Source organism: Pseudomonas sp. 3HC3 (genome assembly GCF_044904505.1).
In the GTDB taxonomy this organism is placed as follows: Bacteria; Pseudomonadota; Gammaproteobacteria; order Pseudomonadales; family Pseudomonadaceae; genus Aquipseudomonas; species Aquipseudomonas putida_Y.
In genome coordinates this window covers 1-3,118 of record NZ_JADDRH010000042.1, presented here as the reverse complement: position 1 = coordinate 3,118, position 3,118 = coordinate 1, and the positions used below count along the sequence as shown (strand labels likewise).

At 51.2% G+C, this 3,118-nt stretch carries 1 rRNA gene; it reads right to left on the bottom strand.

What is annotated here, in order from left to right:
- Positions 1-49 precede the first annotated feature (49 nt).
- Positions 50-2,942 (bottom strand): 23S ribosomal RNA (locus INQ47_RS25540).
- Between the last annotated feature and the right edge of the window lie 176 nt (positions 2,943-3,118).

Genomic DNA, 3,118 nt, shown 5'->3' with positions numbered 1-3,118 from the left:
TTTCGTCTTCACCACCGCAATCTGCGTCAGCAAATTGCTTGGGTGTTATATGGTCAAGCCTCACGGGCAATTAGTATTGGTTAGCTCAACGCCTCACAGCGCTTACACACCCAACCTATCAACGTCGTAGTCTTCGACGGCCCTTTAGGGGATTCAAGATCCCAGTGAGATCTCATCTTGAGGCAAGTTTCCCGCTTAGATGCTTTCAGCGGTTATCTCTTCCGAACATAGCTACCCGGCAATGCCACTGGCGTGACAACCGGAACACCAGAGGTTCGTCCACTCCGGTCCTCTCGTACTAGGAGCAGCCCCTCTCAAATCTCAAACGTCCACGGCAGATAGGGACCGAACTGTCTCACGACGTTCTAAACCCAGCTCGCGTACCACTTTAAATGGCGAACAGCCATACCCTTGGGACCGGCTTCAGCCCCAGGATGTGATGAGCCGACATCGAGGTGCCAAACACCGCCGTCGATATGAACTCTTGGGCGGTATCAGCCTGTTATCCCCGGAGTACCTTTTATCCGTTGAGCGATGGCCCTTCCATACAGAACCACCGGATCACTAAGACCTACTTTCGTACCTGCTCGACGTGTTTGTCTCGCAGTCAAGCGCGCTTTTGCCTTTATACTCTACGACCGATTTCCGACCGGTCTGAGCGCACCTTCGTACTCCTCCGTTACTCTTTGGGAGGAGACCGCCCCAGTCAAACTACCCACCATACACTGTCCTCGATCCGGATAACGGACCTGAGTTAGAACCTCAAAGTTGCCAGGGTGGTATTTCAAGGATGGCTCCATGAGAACTGGCGTCCCCACTTCAAAGCCTCCCACCTATCCTACACAAGCAAATTCAAAGTCCAGTGCAAAGCTATAGTAAAGGTTCACGGGGTCTTTCCGTCTAGCCGCGGATACACTGCATCTTCACAGCGATTTCAATTTCACTGAGTCTCGGGTGGAGACAGCGCCGCCATCGTTACGCCATTCGTGCAGGTCGGAACTTACCCGACAAGGAATTTCGCTACCTTAGGACCGTTATAGTTACGGCCGCCGTTTACCGGGGCTTCGATCAAGAGCTTCGCTTGCGCTAACCCCATCAATTAACCTTCCGGCACCGGGCAGGCGTCACACCCTATACGTCCACTTTCGTGTTTGCAGAGTGCTGTGTTTTTAATAAACAGTCGCAGCGGCCTGGTATCTTCGACCGGCATGAGCTTACGGAGCAAGTCCTTCACCCTCGCCGGCGCACCTTCTCCCGAAGTTACGGTGCCATTTTGCCTAGTTCCTTCACCCGAGTTCTCTCAAGCGCCTTGGTATTCTCTACCTAACCACCTGTGTCGGTTTGGGGTACGGTTCCCAGTTATCTGAAGCTTAGGAGCTTTTCTTGGAAGCATGGTATCAACCACTTCGTCGCCTAAAGGCAACTCGTCATCAGCTCTCGGCCTTGAAATCCCGGATTTGCCTAAGATTTCAGCCTACCACCTTAAACCTGGACAACCAACGCCAGGCTGGCCTAACCTTCTCCGTCCCTCCATCGCAATAACTGGAAGTACAGGAATATTAACCTGTTTTCCATCGACTACGCTTTTCAGCCTCGCCTTAGGGACCGACTAACCCTGCGTCGATTAACGTTGCGCAGGAAACCTTGGTCTTTCGGCGTGCGAGTTTTTCACTCGCATTGTCGTTACTCATGTCAGCATTCGCACTTCTGATACCTCCAGCAAGCTTCTCAACTCACCTTCACAGGCTTACAGAACGCTCCTCTACCGCATCATCGTAAGATGATACCCGTAGCTTCGGTGCATGGTTTGAGCCCCGTTACATCTTCCGCGCAGGCCGACTCGACTAGTGAGCTATTACGCTTTCTTTAAAGGGTGGCTGCTTCTAAGCCAACCTCCTAGCTGTCTAAGCCTTCCCACATCGTTTCCCACTTAACCATGACTTTGGGACCTTAGCTGACGGTCTGGGTTGTTTCCCTTTTCACGACGGACGTTAGCACCCGCCGTGTGTCTCCCATGCTCGGCACTTGTAGGTATTCGGAGTTTGCATCGGTTTGGTAAGTCGGGATGACCCCCTAGCCGAAACAGTGCTCTACCCCCTACAGTGATACATGAGGCGCTACCTAAATAGCTTTCGAGGAGAACCAGCTATCTCCGAGCTTGATTAGCCTTTCACTCCGATCCACAGGTCATCCGCTAACTTTTCAACGGTAGTCGGTTCGGTCCTCCAGTCAGTGTTACCTAACCTTCAACCTGCCCATGGATAGATCGCCCGGTTTCGGGTCTATACCCAGCGACTAAACGCCCTATTAAGACTCGCTTTCGCTACGCCTCCCCTATTCGGTTAAGCTCGCCACTGAATATAAGTCGCTGACCCATTATACAAAAGGTACGCAGTCACCTAACAAAGTAGGCTCCCACTGCTTGTACGCATACGGTTTCAGGTTCTATTTCACTCCCCTCTCCGGGGTTCTTTTCGCCTTTCCCTCACGGTACTGGTTCACTATCGGTCAGTCAGTAGTATTTAGCCTTGGAGGATGGTCCCCCCATATTCAGACAAAGTTTCTCGTGCTCCGTCCTACTCGATTTCATTGATAAGAGATTTTCGTGTACGGGGCTATCACCCACTATGGCCGCACTTTCCAGAGCGTTCCACTAATCTCAAACCAACTTAAGGGCTGGTCCCCGTTCGCTCGCCACTACTAAGGGAATCTCGGTTGATTTCTTTTCCTCAGGGTACTTAGATGTTTCAGTTCCCCTGGTTCGCCTCTTGCACCTATGTATTCAGTACAAGATACTCAGCTTATGCTGAGTGGGTTCCCCCATTCAGAGATCTCTGGATCACAGTCTGTTTGCCGACTCCCCAAAGCTTATCGCAGGCTACCACGTCTTTCATCGCCTCTGACTGCCAAGGCATCCACCGTATGCGCTTCTTCACTTGACCATATAACCCCAAGCAATCTGGTTATACTGTGAAGACGACATTCGCCGAAAATTCGTACGTTGCTCTTTCGAGCAGAACTCACAAATTTTACCTTAGCCTGATCCACCAGCAGTGAAACTGGTGTTCAGTCTATATCTATCACATATCCGAATTTTTAAAGAACGATCTGACAAAAG